20 protein-coding genes and 1 tRNA gene are annotated in these 20,208 nt (G+C 40.8%); 6 read left to right on the top strand and 15 right to left on the bottom strand.

Features of this window, described 5'->3' with window-relative positions; translation table 11 throughout:
* Positions 1-31 precede the first annotated feature (31 nt).
* Both ACFOWS_RS10000 and ACFOWS_RS09995 read right to left on the bottom strand, forming a co-directional pair.
* The gene (locus ACFOWS_RS10000; protein ID WP_379764068.1) at positions 32-619 is read right to left on the bottom strand and encodes a Crp/Fnr family transcriptional regulator; all 588 of its coding nucleotides are present in this window, start codon (positions 617-619) and stop codon (positions 32-34) included.
* Positions 620-832: 213 nt separating this feature from the next.
* Positions 833-906, bottom strand: a tRNA-Met gene (locus ACFOWS_RS09995).
* A 138-nt stretch (positions 907-1,044) separates the two neighbouring features.
* On the opposite strand from ACFOWS_RS09995, the gene ACFOWS_RS09990 reads away from it, so the two are divergent.
* Complete coding sequence (locus tag ACFOWS_RS09990; protein ID WP_366588690.1) at positions 1,045-1,428, top strand: START-like domain-containing protein; 384 nt, start codon at positions 1,045-1,047, stop codon at positions 1,426-1,428.
* A gap of 54 nt (positions 1,429-1,482) precedes the next feature.
* Positions 1,483-2,331 carry an aminotransferase class IV gene (locus tag ACFOWS_RS09985; protein WP_379764065.1) on the top strand — a complete coding sequence of 283 codons (849 nt, stop codon included), beginning with the start codon at positions 1,483-1,485 and terminating at the stop codon, positions 2,329-2,331.
* On the opposite strand, the gene ACFOWS_RS09980 is transcribed toward ACFOWS_RS09985, so the two are convergent.
* The 5 genes from ACFOWS_RS09980 to ACFOWS_RS09960 all read right to left on the bottom strand — a co-directional run bounded on the left by ACFOWS_RS09980 (position 2,328) and on the right by ACFOWS_RS09960 (position 6,864).
* Positions 2,328-2,888 (bottom strand): YqgE/AlgH family protein, encoded by a 561-nt coding sequence (locus ACFOWS_RS09980; RefSeq protein WP_379764512.1) that lies wholly within the window; start codon positions 2,886-2,888, stop codon positions 2,328-2,330. The genes ACFOWS_RS09985 and ACFOWS_RS09980 overlap by 4 nt on opposite strands.
* A 124-nt stretch (positions 2,889-3,012) precedes the next feature.
* On the bottom strand, positions 3,013-3,285 hold the full coding sequence (locus ACFOWS_RS09975; RefSeq protein WP_207098436.1) for an HU family DNA-binding protein: 273 nt from the start codon (positions 3,283-3,285) through the stop codon (positions 3,013-3,015).
* A 177-nt stretch (positions 3,286-3,462) separates the two neighbouring features.
* The gene (gene fmt / locus ACFOWS_RS09970) at positions 3,463-4,428 is read right to left on the bottom strand and encodes a methionyl-tRNA formyltransferase (RefSeq protein ID WP_379764063.1); all 966 of its coding nucleotides are present in this window, start codon (positions 4,426-4,428) and stop codon (positions 3,463-3,465) included.
* Complete coding sequence (locus tag ACFOWS_RS09965; protein WP_379764061.1) at positions 4,406-6,301, bottom strand: RecQ family ATP-dependent DNA helicase; 1,896 nt, start codon at positions 6,299-6,301, stop codon at positions 4,406-4,408. The genes fmt and ACFOWS_RS09965 overlap by 23 nt, the downstream gene beginning before the upstream one ends.
* Entirely contained in the window at positions 6,301-6,864 is a 564-nt protein-coding gene (locus ACFOWS_RS09960; RefSeq protein ID WP_379764059.1) for an AAA family ATPase, read from the bottom strand. Before ACFOWS_RS09960 ends, ACFOWS_RS09965 begins: the two co-directional genes overlap by 1 nt.
* 87 nt (positions 6,865-6,951) lie before the next feature.
* Here ACFOWS_RS09960 and ACFOWS_RS09955 point away from each other — a divergent pair, with 87 nt between their 5' ends.
* From ACFOWS_RS09955 to murA, 3 genes are all read left to right on the top strand, one after another.
* Entirely contained in the window at positions 6,952-7,239 is a 288-nt protein-coding gene (locus ACFOWS_RS09955) for a DUF493 family protein (protein ID WP_379764057.1), read from the top strand.
* A gap of 84 nt (positions 7,240-7,323) precedes the next feature.
* The gene (locus tag ACFOWS_RS09950; RefSeq protein WP_379764055.1) at positions 7,324-7,971 is read left to right on the top strand and encodes a DUF4290 domain-containing protein; all 648 of its coding nucleotides are present in this window, start codon (positions 7,324-7,326) and stop codon (positions 7,969-7,971) included.
* A gap of 15 nt (positions 7,972-7,986) precedes the next feature.
* A complete protein-coding gene (gene murA / locus ACFOWS_RS09945) occupies positions 7,987-9,294 on the top strand; it encodes a UDP-N-acetylglucosamine 1-carboxyvinyltransferase (protein ID WP_379764053.1) in 1,308 nt (435 codons plus the stop codon).
* 48 nt (positions 9,295-9,342) lie between these two features.
* On the opposite strand, the gene ACFOWS_RS09940 is transcribed toward murA, so the two are convergent.
* The 7 genes from ACFOWS_RS09940 to ACFOWS_RS09910 form a co-directional block, all read right to left on the bottom strand.
* A complete protein-coding gene (locus ACFOWS_RS09940) occupies positions 9,343-11,313 on the bottom strand; it encodes a tetratricopeptide repeat protein (protein WP_379764051.1) in 1,971 nt (656 codons plus the stop codon).
* A gap of 118 nt (positions 11,314-11,431) precedes the next feature.
* On the bottom strand, positions 11,432-12,442 hold the full coding sequence (locus tag ACFOWS_RS09935) for a pirin family protein (protein ID WP_379764049.1): 1,011 nt from the start codon (positions 12,440-12,442) through the stop codon (positions 11,432-11,434).
* 2 nt (positions 12,443-12,444) lie between these two features.
* Positions 12,445-13,329, bottom strand: a complete 885-nt coding sequence (locus tag ACFOWS_RS09930) for a VOC family protein (protein ID WP_379764047.1) — start codon at positions 13,327-13,329, stop codon at positions 12,445-12,447.
* Between the two features lie 9 nt (positions 13,330-13,338).
* Positions 13,339-14,772 (bottom strand): amidohydrolase, encoded by a 1,434-nt coding sequence (locus tag ACFOWS_RS09925; protein WP_379764045.1) that lies wholly within the window; start codon positions 14,770-14,772, stop codon positions 13,339-13,341.
* A gap of 96 nt (positions 14,773-14,868) precedes the next feature.
* Entirely contained in the window at positions 14,869-16,176 is a 1,308-nt protein-coding gene (locus ACFOWS_RS09920) for a cryptochrome/photolyase family protein (RefSeq protein ID WP_379764043.1), read from the bottom strand.
* Complete coding sequence (locus tag ACFOWS_RS09915) at positions 16,173-16,865, bottom strand: SDR family NAD(P)-dependent oxidoreductase (protein ID WP_379764041.1); 693 nt, start codon at positions 16,863-16,865, stop codon at positions 16,173-16,175. Before ACFOWS_RS09915 ends, ACFOWS_RS09920 begins: the two co-directional genes overlap by 4 nt.
* A gap of 1 nt (position 16,866) precedes the next feature.
* Positions 16,867-17,364, bottom strand: a complete 498-nt coding sequence (locus tag ACFOWS_RS09910; protein ID WP_379764039.1) for an SRPBCC family protein — start codon at positions 17,362-17,364, stop codon at positions 16,867-16,869.
* 190 nt (positions 17,365-17,554) lie between these two features.
* On the opposite strand from ACFOWS_RS09910, the gene ACFOWS_RS09905 reads away from it, so the two are divergent.
* Positions 17,555-18,403, top strand: coding sequence for a DUF2911 domain-containing protein (locus tag ACFOWS_RS09905; RefSeq protein WP_379764037.1), 849 nt, complete (start codon positions 17,555-17,557; stop codon positions 18,401-18,403).
* A 48-nt stretch (positions 18,404-18,451) separates the two neighbouring features.
* Here ACFOWS_RS09905 and ACFOWS_RS09900 read toward each other — a convergent pair whose 3' ends face one another.
* Positions 18,452-20,164 carry a sodium:solute symporter gene (locus tag ACFOWS_RS09900; RefSeq protein ID WP_379764035.1) on the bottom strand — a complete coding sequence of 571 codons (1,713 nt, stop codon included), beginning with the start codon at positions 20,162-20,164 and terminating at the stop codon, positions 18,452-18,454.
* Positions 20,165-20,208: the final 44 nt, after the last annotated feature.

Raw genomic sequence — 20,208 nt, 5'->3', positions numbered from 1 at the left:
GCATGAAAAAAAATGAACTAGTTTAAGACTTTTACATCCTATTGACCTTAGAGATAATTTTACTCATAAATTCTGGCGTAATGCCAATGTAGCCTGCCAAGTCTTTCTGTGTAATTCTATTGACAATTTTCGGGTATTTCTTTTTGAATTCGATGTACCTTTCTTCAGCAGTTAAAGAAATACCATGATTGGAACGTCTTATATAACTTATGAGTGACCTTTGATATAGAATGCGATAAAATCGTTCAAATTTTGGTATTTCTTGAAAAAGTAAATCATAATTAACCCTTGAGATACCCAACAGTTCTGAGTCTTCAGTAGCTTTAATGAAATAGCGTGATGGTTCCCTAGTGATAAAACTGGACATGTCTCCCGTCCAATAATCTTCAATCGCGAACATGGAGATATGAGGAACCCCTGCTTCATCCAAGGTATACACTTTTAAGCAGCCCTTGGTGATAAAGTATTCATATTTTGTAATTTCACCAGCTTGAAGCAAAAATTCCTTCTTTCTAACTTTGACTGCTGTTAACAAAGAAATATACTTCTGTTTTTCGATCTCGGTTAAATCAATAAACCTGCTAACGTTATCAATAATCAGTTTATGCGATTGCTCCAATTTCAAGATGATTTTATCTGTTCTTTAAAATTAGGCATTTGCTCCTTGCTATGAAAAATTTGTACGTTTCCCCAATTGCTTTATTATAGCACATTTTAAGCTTTTAACTACCACTATGTAAGACAGAAAAGATAAAGTTATTAGGCTGATTTAAAAAGTCTGGAAAGATTTTAGACATAAAAAAAGACCATTTCACAAAATGGTCTTTTTTTGTAGCGAGAGGGGGACTTGAACCCCCGGCCTCCGGGTTATGAATCCGACGCTCTAACCAGCTGAGCTACCTCGCCATGATTCGTTTTAGCGGGTGCAAATATAGAGTTTAATTTTTGCTGAATCAAAATTCAGGATTAATTTATTATTTGATATTTATTTTTTTATCTTCCCAAATTATATCAATTGTTGAAAAGGATTAATTGTGCGCTATAATGAGTGATAAGGTAAAATTTGAAATTGAATTTGTTATCCAAGCTTCCCCACAGTTGCTTTACCAATATATTTCTACCCCGTCTGGTCTATCTGAATGGTATGCCGATAACGTAAATTCACGTAGTGAGATTTTTACGTTTATATGGGATGGGGCCGAGGAACAGGCTAAAATGCTAAAACGGAAAAGTGAGGAGTTTGTAAAGTTTACATGGATTGAGAACGAGGATGATTCTTTTTTTGAAATGCGTATCATAGTGGATGAGATTACCAAGGATGTTTCTCTTTTCATTACCGATTTTGCAGATGAGGATGAAGTGGACGAGGCCAAAATGCTTTGGCAAAACCAAATCTCAGATTTAAAGCAAGTCTTGGGGTCTACCTAGAAAGGATTCTCAACTATACCGTATCTTTGATCCCGATTAAAATCGGGATTTTTTATGATCAATTGTAACGGCTCACTCTATCCAGAAGATCAAGAAATTTTGACCCATTCCAATAGAGGGTTAAAATACGGTGATGCCCTTTTTGAAACGGTACGGTGTGTGAACGGAACCCTTTTCTTTTGGGAAGACCACTATTTTAGGTTGATGGCTTCCATGCGGATTCTAAGAATGGAAATTCCCATGGAATTCACCTTGGAGTTTTTAGAGGAAGAAATCAAAAGAACCATCGCAGAGAATAATGGTGCCGACAAGGCTGTTAGGGTTAGGTTGACCATTTTTAGGAATGAAGGTGGGTTGTATGCCCCTGAAACCAATGATGTCTCCTATATCATAGAAACCAAGCTCCTAGACTCTCCATTTTATGTCATCAATGAAGGGGATTATGAAGTGGAACTCTTCAAAGATTACTACGTAAACAAGGATATGCTGTCCAGCCTTAAGACCACCAACAAGATTTTAAATGTGGTGGCCAGTGTCTATGCCCAAGAGAATGGGTATGCCAACTGTCTTCTGGTGAATACGGACAAACAAGTGGTGGAGGCCATAAATGGAAATCTTTTTGTGGTGAAAGGGGATACCGTCAAAACGCCACCTTTGGCGGACGGCTGTTTAAATGGTATTGTCCGGAAAAAATTAATGGAAGTTATTGAAGCCTCGGAGGAGTTTCAATTGGTTGAGGAATCCATATCACCTTTTGAACTGCAAAAGGCAGATGAGTTGTTTATCACCAATAGTGTTGTTGGTATTCAACCCATCTCTAAATACCGAAAGAAAGTGTTCTCTAACACGATTGCCAAAAAATTAGTGGGAAAGTTAAATGCTAGGGCCAGAATGGGTAGCTAGTTGAGGGATGGATTTTCAGGAGAATTTGACCACAACAGGTAATCTCCGCCCAATTCCACCATTTTTTCCTTCCAAAAAGCGGATGAGGATTTCTCCAAAATACCACTTTCATATTCGTTTTTGATGACCACCCAAGATTTGGACATCAGTTCTTGGTCCAATTGCTGGGAGCCCCAACCCGAGTAGCCCAAAAAGAATCGGATATCCTGTTCCGTAATCACACCTTTATTGATGAGTTCTACGGTCTTTTCAAAATTACCGCCCCAAAATATGCCATCGGAAATCTCAATACTATCATGGATTAAGTCTGGAACCTTATGGATAAAATATAGATTATCCTGTTCCACAGGGCCGCCATTGAATACTTTAAAAGGAATAGTGATTTCAGAAATAAGATCACATATGGTATAGTCCAAGGGTTTGTTAAGAATAAATCCTACAGAACCCTCATGGTTATGCTCTGCAAGCAACACCACAGATCTATTGAAGGAAACATCTCCGGTAAGTGAAGGTTCCGCAACAAGTAACTTACCTTTTTTAGGCTTATGACTTACCATTTTCATAACACTGTTACCTCTAATCGTTGTATAATATACAATTTTTCCAAAAACCTAAAGCATTGCCAAAATAAAAAAGCACTTCCTTTTGGGAAGTGCTTCTGTATATTAAAAAAATAATTGATTAGTTTACAGCACCGCTCAATTCTGCACCAGCTTTGAACTTTACAACGTTCTTAGCGGCAATCTTGATGGTCTGTCCAGTCTGTGGATTTCTACCTTCTCTGGCGCTTCTTTTGGAAACTGACCAAGAACCAAAACCAACTAGGGAAACTCTGTTCCCTTTTTTAAGTGATCCCTCTACATTTCCCAAGAAAGATTCCAATGCTTTTTTGGCTGCTGCCTTAGTGATGCCAGCATCAGCTGCCATAGCATCGATTAATTCTGTTTTGTTCATAATGGAATTAAATTAATTGTTGTTAAAATAATTTTAATGCTGAACAAATTTATATGGATTTGCTATTAACGCAAGTAAAACCTAGGGAAATAGGGGTTTTTGTTAATAACTTGAAACGTTTGTTGATAAAGTCGGAAAAAAATGACATGTTTTAGCTAGCCCAAGCATAGCAAGGGATTAGCGAAGGTGGGCATTTTTATCCAAGTCTAGCCCATTTAAAACGGCTGAAGTTTCCATTTTTCTCTTACCAGGGAGTTGTATTTCCAACAATTGAAGATAGCCTTCAGCAACTGCAACTTTTAGTGTTTTTTTATCCGCAATCAGTTTTCCAACTTCATCGGTATGTTGGACGAATTCTTTTTTGGTCTTGTAAATTTTGATGGTCTCTTCCTTACCATGATTTACAAAAACACTCCACGCGGCTGGGTACGGACTCAATCCGCGAATAAGATTATGGATAGCATCCAAAGAAGCGTTCCAATCAATTTGACAAGTCTCCTTGTGGATTTTGGGAGCAGGCTTTAGATTATCAAAATTCTTTTGTGGTGTACTGGATACTTGTCCCGAAGCAATTTGTCTACAGGTTTCCACCACGAGTTCACCGCCGAGTTCCATCAAACGGTCATGCAGACTGCCCACGTTATCCTCATCTGTTATTTGCTCCGTCTTTTGGAGAATGATACTCCCCGTATCAATTTCCTCGTCAATAAAAAAGGTGGTTACACCAGTTTCTGTCTCTCCGTTAATGATGGCCCAATTAATGGGAGCCGCACCACGGTATTGGGGAAGGAGGGAGGCGTGTAAATTAAAGGTACCGTGCTCGGGCATTTGCCAAACGGTCTTAGGTAACATTCTAAAAGCAACCACCACATTTAAATTGGCATTAAGACTTTTGAGTTCTTCCAAAAAACCTTCATCCTTAAGATTGGTGGGCTGCAGCACCTTTAGACTATGTTGTGTAGCAAATTGTTTTACCGCAGACTCCTGCACTTTTCTGCCCCTTCCAGCAGGTCTGTCTGGTGCTGTGATAACCCCAACGATATCAAAGTCAGCTTCTACGAGGGCTTTTAAACTTGCAACGGCAAAGTCTGGAGTGCCCATAAATACAATGCGCAAGGGATTATTCTTTAAGGATGTACTCATTTATTTGGTTTAGTTCCACTACTTCATCGTCAAGCAGTTGTTGCAAGGCTTTCAAAAGGGCCTTTTCATCCGCTCCTGTTGCCTTTTCTAACTTTCTGGAGGTGCTGGGACTTATCTTCAATAGGCCAATGATTCGCTCTTCCAGGTTAACAGGGGAGCCCTTTTTTTCCTTCTTGGTGCAAATATCGCATGTACCACATTTTTCAGCTGTGTTTTCACCAAAATATTTCAACAAATAAACACTCCGGCAAATCTTCTTGTTTTTAATGTAACCCAACATGGCAGCCATGTTATTTTGCTTCACCTGATTAAAATCCTGCACTTTTTTGGCAAACGGATTTATGGTGTGGTCATCTTCGCGCGGCACCAAAAAGGTAATTTCCAAATCGCTAGTGGTATTCTTATATTCTGCAATGCCATCTTTTTGGAGTTGCTTCAGTATTTTTTTGAGGGACTTTTCATTTTCCCCCGTTTTTTTGGAGAGCAAATGAAGATTGATTTTGGTTTCGTACTCCGTAATGCCCCCATAAGTCCGTAAAATAGTTTGAATGATGGGAGCCGTTTTTCGGTTTTTATCCAAATACTCGAAAATTCCAGCTTTGGAAGCCACAAATTGCAAGCTGGTCTTTTCCTGAAAGTTCTCAGATAATGCAATTACCGAGTTTTGGTCCAAGATTCGAAGTGCGTTGAAAGCCATATTTGGATGGAACTCGTACCGTTTACAGAACGCATTGAACTTAAAGGACATGGGTTCTAACACAGATTCACCGTAGGAAATTTGAAAAAAGGTGTTGAGTTTGGAATATACTTTCTTAATAAAGGAAACATCCGGGAGGTTGGACAAGAACTGCTGTTTGGCCAATTCCTCATCTTCTTTGGTACTAAGAATTATGGCTGTGGACGGTTTTCCATCCCTTCCTGCCCTTCCCGCTTCTTGAAAGTAGCTTTCCAAACTATCGGCAATCTGATAATGCACCACCAAACGAACATCGGGCTTGTCCACTCCCATTCCAAAGGCATTGGTGGCCACCATGACGTTGACTTTCCCCTCCAACCACTCCTTTAGTCTTGTTTCCTTTTCAGATTTTGAGATTCCGCCATGGAAAAAGGAGGCCTTAAATCCGTTCTTGTTCAAAAATTCCGAAAGGGAAACCGACATTTTTCGGGAACGGACATACACAATGGAACTTCCGGGAATCTTGCCAATATATTTTCTTAGCTGGTACAGCTTATCCTCTGTTCGTTTTACCTTGAATATAATATTGGACCGGGAAAATGAATCTTTAAAAACGGCAACATTCTCCAATTTTAGATTTTGAACGATGTCATCCACCACTTTGGGCGTTGCTGTGGCCGTAAGGGCTATCATGGGGGTGTTGGGAATGAGTTCCTTCAAAATGGAGCATTCCAAATAGGCGGGCCTAAAATCATTCCCCCACTGCGAAATACAATGGGCCTCATCTATGGCGATAAGGTTCACATCCATTTCTTGGATTCGTTCTTGTATTAGCGATTGTTGCAATCGTTCGGGGGAGAGATAGAGAAACTTATAATTTCCATAGAGGCAATTGTCCAAGAGATCGTTGAGTTCAGTAAAAGGGATTCCGCCTGTGAGCGCAATGGCTTTTATGCCCCGGGACTTTAATTGGCTTACTTGGTCTTGGATCAAAGCCACCAAAGGTGACACCACAATACACAAGCCTTCCTTAGAAAGTGCAGGAACTTGGTAACAAATGGATTTTCCCCCACCTGTGGGCATCAATGCCAAGACATCCTTTCCCGAAAGCACAGTGTCTATGATGGTTTTCTGGGAGCCCCTGAAATCATCATACCCCCAGAATTCCTTTAAAATAGCTTTGGTCTCTTTCTGCACTAAAGTTGATTAAGTGTTTCCAAAATATAGTCAATCCTTTTTTGGATTACGTCTTTTGGCACTGAAATGGGGTGATAGCCAAATTGGGTATATGTATTCATCAAAGCTAGATGTATACTTTCTGCTTCCTCATACGTTTCCAATCGTTCACCATCGGAAACATAAATTTCTTCCCACGGTGGTACAATGAAAACGGTATCATACCGATGATTCATGCAGATATCAATAAATTCCTTACCATACGGTTGTCCAAAAAAATCCATATACGCAAGCACATCTGGAACGCCTCTGTCAAAAAAACTAACGGGAACCTGGATGTCCAATGATTCTTTAAAATGTTTTGCCCTACCATACAACAAATCTTTGTTGAACTGCATGGCGTCATCCACAAAAACCAACGGGTTCGATTCAAAAACCTCGGTATCCCCTTCCTGCTTGGCCTTTGAGGTCATATCTCGTATAATTTCATGGAAGCAATGAAAACCCATACTTTCCAATCCATTGACAATGGATGTCTTTCCCGTTCCGGGAGCTCCTGTAATGACTACTTTTTTCTTGCCCAAGCCCTTTATTTAACACTACAAAGTAATGAAATAGGCTCAAGGAAAAAAAATTGCAGGGTAACCCATATATTTGTAAAAAAAATAGGCATGGAGAAGGAGAACACAGATGAATTTTACGCGCGGCTCAAGGAGCAGTTATTGGAGAATACGAATTGGCCTTCGACCTATCTTTATAAGTTTATTGTTCCTACGGACGACAAACGCATTGCACAAATCCATGAAATCTTTGATAATACGGGAGCCGTCATTGAGTCCAAGCAATCCAAAAAAGGAACTTACACCAGTCTGTCCATCACGGTGCATCTTAAAAATCCAGATGAAGTGATTCAAAAATACAAGGAAGTGGCCGTTGTTGAAGGAGTAATTTCGCTCTAACCCCGTGGTTTGCCATAATTTTATTATTTTGCAAGCGTTATTGGATATACTTCCCAAGACTATTATTTCATAAAATATTTTAATTTGAATACAGTAGAAAACCTAGAATATAATACAGAGCGTCCTCAGCTCATCATTCCAGAATATGGTCGACACTTCCAAAAAATGGTGGACCATGCAGTTTCCATTTCAGATAGGGAAGAGCGCAACAAGGTTGCACAGGCCATTATCAGTGTTATGGGGAACCTTCAACCTCATTTAAGGGACGTGCCGGATTTTCAACATAAGCTGTGGGACCAATTGTTCATCATGTCAGACTTTAATTTGGATGTGGACTCCCTATTCCCAATTACCTCCAAAGAAGTACTTCAACAAAGGCCAGAACCTTTGGAATACCCTCAGAATCACCCAAAATACCGATTTTACGGGAACAACATCAAGCGTATGGTAGATGTGGCCGTAAAATGGGAAAAGGGAGATATGCGCTCTGGCTTGGAGTACGCCATTGCCAACCATATGAAAAAATGTTACTTGACCTGGAACAAGGATTCGGTGGAAGATTCCGTCATTTTTGGTCATTTAAAGGAATTGAGTGATGGACAGATTGACCTGTCCAGTGATGGCGAAAACCTTACCGAAAGTGGTCAGTTCCTCAAAAACAGACAATCCAAGTCCAACAGAAGTGGTGGCAATAACCAGAAGGGAAAACGCGGCAGAAAAAAAAGGTATTAAACTCCAAAGCAATCCATGGGAACATTTCGAATAGAGGGTGGCCACCAATTACACGGTGAGATAACACCCCAAGGGGCAAAGAACGAGGCACTTCAGATTCTTTGTGCCGTATTGCTATCCGAAGAAAAAATCACCATTAACAATATTCCAGACATTTTGGATGTCAACAAGCTTATCTCCTTACTTGAGGATTTGGGCGTGAAAATCCAAAAAAAAGGTAGGGGCTCCTATACGTTTAAGTCTGATGACATCAATTTAGAGTACCTCCAATCTTCAAAATTCAAGGAAGATGGCCGTGGCTTACGAGGTTCCATTATGTTGGTAGGTCCACTTTTAGCCCGATTTGGCAAGGGATACATCCCTAAACCAGGGGGCGACAAGATTGGACGCCGCCGTTTGGACACCCATTTCGAGGGTTTTATCAAGCTTGGGGCAAAATTCAGGTACAACCGCGAGGAACATTTTTACGGTGTTGAAGCAAACAAACTCAAAGGCACTTATATGCTTTTGGATGAAGCATCCGTAACCGGAACTGCAAACATTGTTATGGCCGCTGTTTTGGCCGAAGGTACAACGACCATTTACAATGCTGCTTGTGAGCCCTATTTGCAGCAGTTGTGTAAAATGTTGAACCGAATGGGCGCAAAGATTACGGGCATTGGCTCCAATTTATTGACCATTGAAGGGGTTGAGCGTTTAGGTGGAACGGAGCATACCATGTTGCCCGATATGATTGAAATTGGAAGCTGGATTGGTCTGGCCGCTATGACCCGAAGCGAACTGACAATTAAAAACGTCAGTTGGGATGATTTAGGACTTATTCCAACAGTATTCCGGAAATTGGGAATAACAGTGGAGCGCAGGGATGATGATATTTTCATTCCCAAACACGAAAAAGGATACCAAATCCAAAACTTCATTGATGGTTCTATTCTTACCATTGCCGATGCACCTTGGCCGGGACTTACTCCCGACCTTTTGAGCATTATTTTGGTAGTATCTACTCAAGCAAGGGGAGAGGTGCTAATTCATCAAAAAATGTTTGAAAGCCGATTGTTCTTTGTGGACAAGTTGATAGATATGGGTGCAAAGATTATTTTGTGCGACCCTCATCGTGCTACTGTAATTGGACATGATTTTAAATCAACGCTGAAGGCAACAACCATGGTATCCCCAGATATTAGGGCAGGCGTATCATTGTTGATAGCCGCTTTATCGGCAAAAGGTACTTCAACCATCCATAATATTGAACAAATAGATAGGGGTTACGAAAATATTGACGAGCGTTTGCGTGCCATAGGAGCAAAAATTGTTAGAGTTTAGTGGAGCTTCTCAAAATACACTAATTTGATTTAGGATATACGGTTTTGTCTACTCCTTTGGAATGAGGATAGTTACTCTGGTACCTGTTTCCTTTCCTTCATTTAAATTTTCAATCTTAACCAACTCCTCGTTAGAGAATTTTTTAAGGACTTCAATTCGCTTGGCTGTAATGGACATACCCCGTGATTTTTCCCTTGTATTCCGTTGATTTTTTGATGAATCAAACCCCACACCATTATCCTCAATGATGCTCTCAATGTGATTCATTTTATCTTTAAATGATACCGATAACTTTTTCGGTCCTTCTTTGGGCAAAAGACCATGTAGAATGGCATTTTCTATGTAGGGTTGTACCAAAAGCATGGGAACTTCATGTTGATGGAGGTCCAGATTTTCGTCAATATTGAAGGAATAACTAAAGGAATTATCAAAACGGAGGGCCTCCAACTCCACATAAATCTTAAGGAGCTCAATTTCCTCATGAAGTACCAAACTAACATTGACCGAAGTTTCCAAGACCTGCCGTAACAATTTTGAAAACTTGTTCAAGTATGTCAATGCCGCCTCCTTATCTCCCGAACTTACAAGATACCGAATGGAACTGAGGGAATTAAAAATAAAATGTGGGTTCATTTGGGCACGCAGCATGCGTTTCTCCAGTTGGGAATTCATTCTCTCAATAACTTCCTTTTGCTGCGAAATCAGATTGTTTTTCTCATGAAGAATTCGGTTGGATTTTTTCTTATTTAGATACCGGAAATAAAGCAAGCCGGCCGAGAACAATAATAGCACTAGGATTATGGACAAATAGACCATTCGTTTGTTGTTCAAGGATACCGATGTATTCAATAGTTCAAGCTGCAGCTCATTTTCCTTGATTTCCCTATCCTTGAGATATACATCGTGCTGAATCTGCAGGTTCTGGATTTCCTTGATCTTGGTCTCGTTCAATAGGCTGTCTTTATAAGCTATGGATTGGCTGAGATGGTGGATGGCCTTTGTATACTGTCCTCTAGCTTCATAGATTTTGTAAGCGATTTCATGGGCGTCGTGTTTTAGTTTATAACCGCTCAGACTGTCCAATGCCCCCAAACTTTCATTGGAATAAGTCATAGCCTCATCATACCTTTTTTGAAGGAACATCAAATTGGCCAGTCCGGATTGAATTCTTGCTATTTCTTGTTTTATGGATAGCTGCTCAGCGAGTGCTAAGGACCTTATATAATAGTCTTGTGCAAGTTTCCATTGGCCCAATTCTTGATAACAGTTTCCAATGTTTAAATACAGGGAGCACAATTCAATGTTGTTGTTTACTTTTTCTAAGTACGTCGTTGCTCGTAAAAGTTTATCCAGAGCCGCTTCATAGTTTCCTTTTTCAAAATCTATTTCCCCTAAGTTGTACAGCACATTGTTCTCTAACGATTTACGATCAGGTCCTTTGTAAGTTTCTAAGGCCATCTCATAACTCTCTATAGCTTTGTCATGTTCGCCCATTAAACTATAAAGTACACCTAAGTTAATATAAGGAGATGACAGGTTCTGGTCTAGTTGAAGTGAATCTACCAGCTTGATACGCTTTAGATAATAACTTTGACTTTTGGGATAATCGCCAATGCGTTTGTACACGATTCCCATAGCGTTGTAAATGAAGTTTATACGCTCATAGTCCTCATGTTGTTTTGCCATGACAAGGCATTGGTTCAAATAATCAAGGGATTCTACATAATCACCCGTCATTCCGTACGTAAGACCAATGGAATATAATGCTTGGGTTTCACCTTCTAAATAACCTATTTCCTTGGATTTGGCTATGCTTTCCTCAAATAAATCAAGTGCTTTTTCTTTGTCGAAGGACCTTAAATTAACACCTAGAGAATTTAGTAAATTGACTTCTGTGGTGTCAGACGCTGTTTTTAAAAGATTTTGAAGGCTATCAATTTTTTTTGTTTGTGCAGAACCTGTTTGTATTGCAAACAAGAAAACCAAAAGCAATAAAGAAAAAAATGGGGGAAATCTCATGGTTTCATTTTACCCATTAAGGTAAGATAAACCTAACACAAATACTACATTGTACCTTTGATATTGCATTTTGAGCGGTAATGGCGTAGATTAATCTTTAGTTCAATATTCTAACTTCTTACAATGTATCCTTTTCCACTAATGTGCCATCAGGATAAAGTGCAAACCTACCCCTGTCTTTATCATGTGCATTATCTGGATAGGGCCATGGCCATCCCCCAAATTGGGTCAAACGATATTCTTCCATGGCCTTTTGAATTTCTTCTTCGGTGTTCATAACAAAAGGGCCGTACTTGGCTACTGGTTCTTCGATGGGTCTTCCTTGGAGCATCAAGAAATGAGCTTTATCTCTCCCTACTTTAAAGGTAACTTCTTGAGACGGGTCCAGTTCAACCCCAAAGTTTGGAATGATTTTTCCACCTTCAAAAAAGATTTCCGACCCTTCATAAAAGTAGAGGGTACGGGTCACCCCGGAACTTGTTTTTGGAAGGGTATACTCAGAATCAGCTTCGACATGGATATTCCAAATGGCGACATCGTTGACTCCATCAGCTGCCCACGAATCTGGAGCAGGAGGAATGGCTTGCGTACCTTTGTAGTTGCCCGCAACCACTTTAATTTGTGCATTTTCCTCTTTTACAATAGGAATATCTTCATGCCACAACATTTTAAAATGCGGCTCAACAAACTTGCTGGCCTTTGGAAGGTTTAACCATATTTGAAACAATTCCAATGGATTATCCGAGGCGTCATGTAAAAGCGGAAACATCTCTGAATGCTGTACGCCCCGACCGGCAGTCATCCACTGTACATCACCCTCTCCGAACCTACCAGCGGCCCCCAAAGAATCTGAATGATCACAGTATCCCTTATTGACAATGGTAATGGTCTCAAATCCACGATGAGGATGGTACGGAAACCCTGGAATGGTCTGCCCGTGGTACATGCGCCATGCTTGGTTGGGATTAAAATCATTACCAAGACTTCTTCCCTCAAGAAGGGCGGGGTCGGGACCCATTTCTCCATTTCCTTTGGGAAAATGGTCCAAATGGTATACGCAGAATAAAAACGGGTCTTGGGTCTGCCAAGGAAAGCCTAACGGAAATGTTTGTAATATGGGGTTGCTCATAATTAATGTGTTGCGGTATTGATTTCAATCCAGTATCCTTCGGGGTCTTGAATGTAGATTTGTTTTACGCCATCGGAACGATCGGTGATTGAACTCTTGTTTCCGGGCCAATCATAAAAATTGATGTTATTGGCCATTAAATGTTCTATGAAACCTTCCAAATCTTGGGTAGCCAAGCATAGATGCATACTCTTGTTCTTGCTGAAATCAGCAATATCTTTCTTGATCAGATGCAATTGGGTGTTCCCTTTTATCTGAAACCACCTGAATCCAGGGGACCTATCAGGATGCGGAATTTCGGTCAGCCCAAGGATATCCCGATAAAAATCACCTGTTTCCATAAGTTTTGTAACCACTATGGAATAATGGTCGTACTGAAACCCAAAATCAGCTTTTTCTGCCTTGAACTGGGTTTGTAAATAGGTTTGCTTCCAAGTTCCATTCTCATAGTTACCTACCGTGAAATCATAGGTGTTGGCATCCACATATTTCCAATAATCCGTGACCACGGAACCGCCATACTCATAGGTGTAGATAATGTCTTTTCCTTTGGTGCTTATGGTTCCGGAGGTAACACCTCCAAATACATCGAATTCCCAAAATTTGAAGGAACTACTTTCAGTGTCAAACTTTCGGATACCGTGGTTTCTTGGCCCATATTTCGTTTGTTCCTGGTTGGTAAACCCTTTGGATTCAGCCAAAACCAAGGTGCTGTCCAAACTATATTTAAACACGGTCTCTTGCTTAAATTTGGAGCCATCTCCCCAACTCCCTTCAGCTTTCCATGTTTTACCCAAAAGCGGTTCAAAAAAGGCAAGCTCGGATTTCTGGGCGTGTAGGTTGAAAAAGCCTGCAAGGAGCAGGCTTATCGGTAGTATCTTTTTCATAATGTTCAATTATCCTCCAATTCCATTGATGGGTGGAGGACCATCAATCATTGGTTCGTATTTCTCATCTCCTTTTCGGGTTTTGAACTCCTCTTTGACCTCTTCAACCAGCTTCGGGTCATCAAAAAGGTCCAACATGGTCATAGCCATAGCTTTTGATGCATAGACCAACCCTTTGTGGCCAATGCTCATGCTTCCGCAGGCCACAACGGCCCAAGAGTGCCATGGTGTATCCTTGGGCGCCACAGTTACGCTAAGGTTGATGTTGGGCACGTTCCAACTTACATCGCCAACATCGGTGGAACCACCTCCGGGCAATTCTTCGGTTTCTTTTAGAGGTTTAATCTCGCTGTCCATGCCCACCTCAGGTTTTCCTGTGGCTTTTTGGATGGATTTGCCAAAAGCTATTTCTTCATCCGTATAAGTGATAGGCCCTAACAGTTCCAAGTTTTTTTGCATGATTTCACCTCCTGCACGGTTGACCAACACTTCGTAGATTCCTGAGACCAATGATATTTTGTAATCTACATTGGCCATGATGGCAGCTCCTTCGGCCATTGCTTTGACTCGCTCATAAGTGGGAAGCATCACCTTACGCTTGGGGTCGCGAACGCGTACCCATAATCTCGCATAGTCGGGAACCACATTAACTACCTGTCCACCGTCTTGGATATGATAATGAATTCGTGATGTGGGTTTAATATGCTCTCGGTAATAGTTGATTCCATTGGTGTAAAGTTCCAAAGCGTCAGAAGCACTTCGTCCATTCCATGGGTCTCCAGATGCGTGGGCAGCTTGTCCGTAGAATTCCACAATAAAATCCACCAAAGAGAGGCCACTCTGTACATCAGCCTCAATATTGGCGCCTGGGTGCCAGCTTACATTAACATCCACGTCGTCCCAAAGTCCAGCTTCTACCATCCAAACTTTGGCAAAATATTTTTCTTCAGCGGGAGTGCCTAAAAATTTCACCGTTCCTTTGATGGTACCAGCTTCAATCTGCTCCTTTATGGCGATTGCAGCTCCTAAGCTCGCTGCACCAAACATGTTGTGTCCACAACCATGCCCAGGCGCACCTTCAATTCTTGGGTCCTTAGTGGGCACTGCTTTTTGAGAAAGTCCCGGTAGCGCGTCAAACTCCCCCAGCACACTTATCACAGGCTTTCCAGAGCCGTATGTGGCTGTAAATGCAGTGGGAATATTGGCAACTCCGCGTGTAACCGTCATCCCATTTTTTTCTGCGTAGTCGGCCAAGAGCTCTGCGGATTTAGATTCTTCAAAAGCTGTTTCGGCTAAAGCCCAGATGGAATCGCTGAGCATAATTAGGTTTTCCTTGTGATTTTCTACAGAGGCAATGATTGCCTTTTTATCTTTGGTCAATTTTTGAGCGGTGAGGCTCATTGAAATGAGGCCCAATAGGAATACGGTGGTGAGTTTCTTCATTTTTTAAAAAACATTTGAGTTAGCTATCTATTGCTTTAAACCTTTCGTTGGAAAACCTGAAAGTCTAAAGCGAATACTAAAAATAAGGAAAATGCTTCAACCCACCGCCTCTTTGTAGACTTTTAGACAGCGTTCCCGGGCTTCTTTATGATCTACCATTTTTTCAGGGTAGGTAGATTCTTGTAGTTCAGGCACCCATTGGTTGATGTATGCCTTGCTCTTATCAAACTTGTCAACCTGTGTCATGGGATTGAAGATGCGAAAATAGGGTGCAGCGTCCACACCGCTTCCTGCGGCCCATTGCCAGTTGCCTACATTGCTGGCCATTTCATAATCCAATAACTTTTCGGCAAAATAGGCCTCGCCCCAACGCCAATCAATCAGCAAATGCTTGCAAAGAAAACTAGCCACCAGCATCCGTACCCGGTTGTGCATGTAGCCCGTGGCGTTAAGTTGGCGCATACCGGCATCAACTAGGGCATATCCGGTTTTGCCCGATTTCCAAAGTTCAAATTCTTCTTCGTTGTTCCGCCATTCAATACGGTCATATTTGGGTTTAAACGCATTATGGACCGTTTCTGGAAAGTGCCATAGAATTTGCATAAAAAACTCGCGCCAAATTAGCTCACTCCAAAACACTTCATTCTCTTCTGCAATGGCTTTTTTTACCATTTTCCTGATGGAGACGGTACCAAACCGAAGATGGGGACCCAAACGGGAGGTTCCGTTTTCCTTGGCAGGAAAGTTTCTTGTCTTTTCATAATTTTGAATGAGGGTAGGGGTAACGGTATAATCCGGGATTTTTATGGAAGAAGTTTCAAAGCCAATATCGGAAAGTGATAGATTTGGTAACCTTGAATGTTCAATTAAATTGTCTAGATATTGACTGGTATAATGAATTTTTAAATTATCCTCATTGAAAATGGATTTCCATTTGTTTTTGTATGGCGTATAGACTACATAGGGGTCGCCATCATCCTTCACAACTTCGTCCTTTTCAAAAATAACCTGATCCTTGAAGGTATAGAATTCGATATCGTTTTTGGAAAGTAGCTCTTTTATCTCTTCGTCACGCTCTTTTGCGTAAGGCTCGTAATCATGATTGGTGTATACACTTTTTATTTGAAAATCCTTGATGAGCTGTTCAAAAATAGCTTTGGGTCTGCCATAGTAAATTGCGATGGAACTTTTGTGATCGTCCTGTAGTTGGCTTCGCATTTTTTGAAGTGTTTCATGCAGAAATGTGACCCGCGCGTCATCTTTTGGTAATTTGTCCAAAATCTCCGTATCAAATATAAAAATGGGAAGTACGGGATGGTCACCTTTCAGCGCTTGCAAGAACCCAATGTTGTCATCCAATCGCAAATCCCGCCGAAACCAAAAAATAGAAACTGTATCGCTCACGAATTTGTATTTAATGTGGACATTCCGCCATCAACACCAATCACCTGACCGGTAATCCACGAGTTTTCTGGATGTAGCAAAAATGTGGCCATATTGGCAATATCTTTCACACTTCCTACACGTTTAAGAGGGTGTCGCTCGCTTATTTGCTCTTTCTTTTTGTCGTTGCTCAACAAGCGTGAAGCCAATGGAGTATCCACAAGTGAGGGCGCAATTACGTTCACTCTTATTTTAGGTGCATACTCTGCAGCCAGTGCTTTCGCAAAACCCTCAATGGCTCCTTTGGCCGCTGAAATACTGGTGTGGTAAGCCATGCCTGAATCTACGGCAACTGTGCTGAAAAACACCATACTTGAACCTTCGGCCATCCTACCAACTATTGCTTTAACCATTTTGACCATGGCGAAGAAGTTTATTTCCATATCCTCTTTAAAATCTTGAATATCCAACATTTTAAAGGGTTTTAGGTTGATACTTCCAGGGCAGAACACAAAGTCATGGATTTCATCAGGTATGTCTTGGTCTTCAATAGTATCTGACAGCACATCAAAGGAAATGTGATTTACATTCAAATCAGACAAGTCTTTTGAGGTACGTGAAGCTACGTATACGTTATTTTGTTTTGAAAGTTGGTTGGCAATCTCACGGCCAATTCCGTGTGACCCACCAATGAGCAATATATTTCTCAATTTAAATGGATTTTAGTTCGAGAATCGTATTTTTTTCGGCAATGGCTCCAAAAAGCGATTCCAATTTTGTTTTTCTGTATTCAAATATTTTTTTGAGCTGGGACTTTACCAAAATGGGGTACATCAAAGTTCCCAGGAAACCAAAAGGAAGTTTGTAATCAATAATGTCTTCCATTTCCACCCCATTGGAAGTTTCATAGATAAAATGTTTGTGGTGCCAAAGCGCATAGGGGCCAAATCGCTGCTCATCCACAAAATACTCACCCTGCACCACATGCGTAATTTCCGTGACCCATTTGGTGGACAAAAATGGAAAAGGTTTTACCATGTACTGAATGATTTGTCCAGCAAACATGGGTTTGTCTCCACCAGATAGAATATGGAAACCCATATGTGGAGGAGTTATGGTCTTTAGATTTTTAGGATTGGATAAGAATTGCCATGCTTCGTCTCTTGATATAGGCAACTGTTGTTTGGCATGAAGTTGATACAATCTCATCTTGATTAATTTCTTCAAAAATACAAAATGTTTAATTATATTTGAAATATGTTAAACAAAAATAATTCGTTTTATGAAAAGTCTTGGGGTATCCCTAAGGTTTAATCCATTCCTTTTTAGGAATATATTAACAAATCTAATTTTCAATCTAGTTAGCTTTGCTATACTAACATCTTAAACACTATATCCTATGAAAAAATCTGTATTATTTGTGTTTGTTGCATTGCTTTCCGTATCATTGGAGGCACAGATTCAAACACCAGCACCTAGTCCATTTTCTGTTTTAAAACAGACTGTGGGACTAACTGAAGTTACTGTGGAATACTCAAGGCCTTCCATGAAAGGAAGAACCATTTTTGGGGATTTGGTACCCTATGATGCCCTGTGGAGAACGGGAGCCAATATGAATACCAAAATTACGTTCAGCGATGACGTAACGGTTGAGGGCAAAGAGCTAAAAGCGGGAACATACGCCATTTATACCAGACCCCAAGAGGCAGTTTGGGAGGTTATTTTCTATACTGATTCAGAAAATGGCGGATTGCCCCAAGAATGGGATGCTTCTAAAGTGGCCGCTACGCTAAAAGTGGAGGTTTACCCCATACCTATGCCTATTGAAACATTTACCATCACCATAGATGATATGCACAACAATGGTGCAACTTTGGGGTTGATGTGGGAGAAGGTATACGTAGGGGTTAAATTTATTGTTCCTACAGTTGCTAAAGCCACTGCAAGTATCGACAAAGTAATGTCAGGTTCCGATATTTCTGTCAATGATTATTTTGCCGCTGCACAATATTACTATCAAGAAGGTATGAACATGGGTAAAGCCAAAGAATGGATAGACAAAGCGGTTTCCATGAATGATGAAGCTTTCTGGATGCACAGATTAAAATCATTGATTCATGCTAAAATGGGTGATACCAAAGGTGCCATTGAAGCAGCTAAAAAATCCATGGTGTTGGCTCAGGCTGCCGGTAATATGGATTATGTTAAAATGAACAAGGATTCTTTGAAAGAATGGGAGGGGCAATAAGACCTTCTCAACAACAAAAACCTGAAGCCCGCTTTTTAAGCGGGTTTTTTATGATTTAATTTCGGGGTGGGGGTTGCCTAAAAAATTATCAAATGCCTGAGTGATCATAGCCAAAAGAATGACCAGAACACAACCAAAAGCGTTGAGCCATAAATAGGACATCCAATCCAAATACCATCCAATGATTACAATAACCTGGGTTACGATTGCCGCAACAAAAACTGCATTTCCACGCACAAATTTAAAGAAGAAGGCTAGGAGGAAAATTCCTAAAACATTTCCATAAAAAATGGAGCCTATGATATTTACCAACTGAATTAGGTTGTCGAAAAGGTTGGCCACGCAGGCTATAAGAATGGCAATGGTACCCCAAAGCAAGGTAAATCCTTTTGTGGCCCTAAGGTAATGCTTGTCATTATGTTCTTTTTTGTTGTTCCTTTTATAAAGGTCAAGTGCAGTGATGGTACCCAGCGCATTCAATTCAGATGCGGTTGATGACATGGCTGCGGATAGAATTACGGCCAGTAGCAATCCAATGAGACCAACAGGTAAATTGTTCAAAATAAAGTGGATAAAGACATAATCCTTGTCATTGGTCTCTACTACAGAATCAGCTTTGGCAATCAACTCCCGTGCAGCTTCCCGACTTGCACTTTCTTTTTGGTTTATTTTTATAATATCGCGCTTTGCCTGTTCAATGGCGTTGTACTCTTTCAGTTTAAGGGCTGCGGAAAATGTATTTTGAGCAATTTTCTTCTCCATTTCCAACTCCAAATGACCTCTTTCCAAAGCCTTGTAGTCATCAACATATTCGGATTCAAGGACAGCTTGGGTGGCCGCAGGATTAAAATTTAAAGGGGAAGCATTGTATTGGTAGAACACAAAAACCATCGCTCCGACCAAAAGAATAAAAAACTGCATTGGTATTTTAAGGATACCATTGAAAATGAGGCCTAATTGACTTTCCCGCACTGATTTTCCGGAAAGATAGCGCTGTACCTGACTCTGATCTGTGCCAAAGTACGCCAAGGCTAAAAAGAAGCCCCCAGTGATACCACTCCAAAAGGTATAGCGGTTATCCGTATCAAAAGTAAAATCAAGTATCTGCAATTTATTGTTGGCACCGGCAATCTTCAATGCTTCTCCAAAGGAGACTCCCGTAGGAAGGGACCCTAGAATAAAGAAAAAGGCAAAAAACATGCCCGTCATAATAATGAACATCTGTTGCTTTTGGGTAACACTTACCGCCTTGGTACCACCTGATACCGTGTAGATGATTACCAAAATTCCAATTATGATGTTCAGGGTGCGCAAGTCCCATCCCAAAACTGCTGATAAGATTATGGAAGGTGCAAAAATGGTGATTCCCGCTGCTAATCCGCGCTGTACTAAAAATAATATAGCGGTAAGGGTACGGGTTTTTAAATCGAAGCGGTCCTCTAGCATTTCATATGCGGTAAAGACCTTGAGTTTTTTATAAATGGGAATAAAAACAACGCAGATGACAATCATAGCCAGCGGTAATCCAAAATAGAATTGTACAAATCCCATCCCATCATGAAACGCCTGCCCAGGTGTGGATAAAAAAGTAATGGCACTGGCTTGGGTGGCCATCACCGAAAGTCCAATGGTCCACCATTGGGCATCATTGCCACTGAGGACGTAGTCATCAACGTTTTTGCTTCCGCGGGTTCTCCAAACGCCAAATCCAACAATGAACAACAGTGTGCTCCCAAGAATGATCCAATCTAATAAAGCCATTAAGGTTTTAGTTATTTAATATCATGATGAGGTAAAAGGCCAAA

Source organism: Flagellimonas marina, from assembly GCF_042651185.1.
Taxonomy (GTDB): Bacteria; Bacteroidota; Bacteroidia; order Flavobacteriales; family Flavobacteriaceae; genus Flagellimonas; species Flagellimonas marina.
The sequence above is the reverse complement of the archived record's forward strand: the minus strand, read 5'-3'. Positions and strand labels throughout refer to the sequence as shown.

What these genes read in the sequence shown, in the direction of transcription:
- ACFOWS_RS09985 (WP_379764065.1), top strand. Translation starts at nt 1,483, where the DNA reads ATGATCAATTGTAACGGCTCACTCTATCCAGAAGATCAAGAAATTTTG.
- ACFOWS_RS09910 (WP_379764039.1), bottom strand. Translation starts at nt 17,364, where the DNA reads ATGAGATTGTATCAACTTCATGCCAAACAACAGTTGCCTATATCAAGA.
- ACFOWS_RS09935 (WP_379764049.1), bottom strand. Translation starts at nt 12,442, where the DNA reads ATGAGCAACCCCATATTACAAACATTTCCGTTAGGCTTTCCTTGGCAG.
- ACFOWS_RS09940 (WP_379764051.1), bottom strand. Translation starts at nt 11,313, where the DNA reads ATGAGATTTCCCCCATTTTTTTCTTTATTGCTTTTGGTTTTCTTGTTT.
- fmt (WP_379764063.1), bottom strand. Translation starts at nt 4,428, where the DNA reads ATGAGTACATCCTTAAAGAATAATCCCTTGCGCATTGTATTTATGGGC.
- ACFOWS_RS09955 (WP_379764057.1), top strand. Translation starts at nt 6,952, where the DNA reads ATGGAGAAGGAGAACACAGATGAATTTTACGCGCGGCTCAAGGAGCAG.
- ACFOWS_RS09975 (WP_207098436.1), bottom strand. Translation starts at nt 3,285, where the DNA reads ATGAACAAAACAGAATTAATCGATGCTATGGCAGCTGATGCTGGCATC.
- ACFOWS_RS09930 (WP_379764047.1), bottom strand. Translation starts at nt 13,329, where the DNA reads ATGAAAAAGATACTACCGATAAGCCTGCTCCTTGCAGGCTTTTTCAAC.
- ACFOWS_RS09900 (WP_379764035.1), bottom strand. Translation starts at nt 20,164, where the DNA reads ATGGCTTTATTAGATTGGATCATTCTTGGGAGCACACTGTTGTTCATT.
- ACFOWS_RS09990 (WP_366588690.1), top strand. Translation starts at nt 1,045, where the DNA reads ATGAGTGATAAGGTAAAATTTGAAATTGAATTTGTTATCCAAGCTTCC.
- ACFOWS_RS09905 (WP_379764037.1), top strand. Translation starts at nt 17,555, where the DNA reads ATGAAAAAATCTGTATTATTTGTGTTTGTTGCATTGCTTTCCGTATCA.
- ACFOWS_RS09925 (WP_379764045.1), bottom strand. Translation starts at nt 14,772, where the DNA reads ATGAAGAAACTCACCACCGTATTCCTATTGGGCCTCATTTCAATGAGC.
- murA (WP_379764053.1), top strand. Translation starts at nt 7,987, where the DNA reads ATGGGAACATTTCGAATAGAGGGTGGCCACCAATTACACGGTGAGATA.
- ACFOWS_RS09980 (WP_379764512.1), bottom strand. Translation starts at nt 2,888, where the DNA reads ATGGTAAGTCATAAGCCTAAAAAAGGTAAGTTACTTGTTGCGGAACCT.